Below are 1,570 nucleotides of genomic sequence, written 5' to 3'. Positions count from 1 at the left end.
CGTCTCTTTCGGATCGTGCCGGGGCTCGCGAGCCCCGGCACCGCGCCTCGCCGATCCGGCAAGATCCGAAAGAAACTCCCCAGGCCGACGGCCGGACACCGAGCAGAGAAGAGGCGGTCACCCCTCCCCGGGTGGCCGCCTCTCCGCGTTATTTGCTGCGCGCGCGCACGAACTGGTTGCGCGTTCGCACGATCTGCGTCACAGTTGGTGCAGCGGCGGAGCTGTGCCCCCCTCCCTCCAGGGCCCGGCTCCGCCGCCCGCATGTCCAGGACGAATGTCCCGAGGAACAGGAGTGACGCCTCGTCATGAACCAAGTCCCGAACAAGTTTCCCGATGTGCAGAAGATCGTCGTGGATCTCCTCACCCAGAGCCTGTCGGCGACGGCGGGCGTGACGGTGGTGGAGTCCCCGCCGGTCGGCTTCAACGGCACCACGAAGACGGTCGTCGTCTCCCGCCGGGGCGGGGCCTGGATCGACGACCTCCACCTCGACCAGCCGCTGATCGAGCTGGAGGTGTACGGGCCCACCAAGTCCGACGCCCACGTCCTGGCCAACGACGCGCGAGCCGCGCTCCTCGGCATGGCCGGCAGGGTCATCGACACCTCCGTGCCGAAGACGACGATCACCGATGTCAGCGAGGCGGACGGCCCGCGCTGGCTGCCGGACTACGTCTACACGGCGGCCAACCGCTACCTCTGCATCCTGCGCCTGTTCCTGCGCACCGACTGACCGGCCGCGCTCTCACCACCCACAGACCAGGCCTCGCCGATCCGGCGGGGCCTTTGCCGTACCCGCGGCAGCCCACCCAACACCCAAGGAGTTCCCATGGCAGGCAACAACTCTTCCGAGATCCGCGTCGCCGGCACCGGCCGTGTCCTGGTCGCGGCGGTCGGCGCCGCCGCGCCCAGCGCCTTCTCCGCCAACCCGGCGGCCGACTGGGGCGCCGCCTGGACGGACCTCGGCTACACCACCACCGACGGTGTGACCTTCGCCAAGAAGGACAAGCTCGACCCGGTGGAGACCTGGCAGGCCATCAGCCCGGCGCGGTTCGTCTACTCGGACCGCGATCTGACGCTGAAGTTCGCGATGCTCCAGTTCAACGAGGACACGCTGCCCTTCTTCATCGGCGGGTCCAAGTCGGATGTGAAGCCCGTGGGCGCCGGCACCTCCGGCGTCTACAGCCTGGACATCCCGGACGGCCCGACCTTCGACGAGCGGGCGCTCGGCCTGGAGTTCACCGACGGCAAGGACATCACCTACCGCTTTGTGATCCCGCGCGGCCAGGTGACCTCCGCCGACGACGTGAAGCTGGCCCGCAAGTCGGCGGCCTCGCTCGGTGTCACCTTCACCGCGCTGTCCCAGGGCGCGACGGCGCCGCTGGCGACCTTCCTGATGAAGGACCCGGCGTACTCCGTCACCCCGTAACACCCGCCGGACCGGGGCCGGCCCTCTCCACGGGCCGGGCCCCCCCCCCCCCCCCCCCCCCCCCCCCCCCCCCGGGGGGGGCCCCCCCCCCCCCGGGGGGCGGCAACCCCCGCCGGCCCCGCCCCCGGGGGCCGCGCGGCCGCCCC

2 protein-coding genes are annotated in these 1,570 nt (G+C 71.7%); both read left to right on the top strand.

From position 1 onward, the window contains the following. The first annotated feature begins 305 nt into the window (after positions 1-305). Positions 306-728, top strand: a complete 423-nt coding sequence (locus tag ABT122_RS33515) for a phage tail termination protein (protein ID WP_351559966.1) — start codon at positions 306-308, stop codon at positions 726-728. 96 nt (positions 729-824) lie between these two features. Then, a complete protein-coding gene (locus ABT122_RS33510) occupies positions 825-1,424 on the top strand; it encodes a phage tail tube protein (protein WP_351559964.1) in 600 nt (199 codons plus the stop codon). The last annotated feature ends 146 nt before the right edge of the window (positions 1,425-1,570 follow it).

The organism is Streptomyces sp. NPDC001985 (assembly GCF_040296845.1).
Taxonomy (GTDB): domain Bacteria; phylum Actinomycetota; class Actinomycetes; order Streptomycetales; family Streptomycetaceae; genus Streptomyces.
The sequence above is the reverse complement of the archived record's forward strand: the minus strand, read 5'-3'. Positions and strand labels throughout refer to the sequence as shown.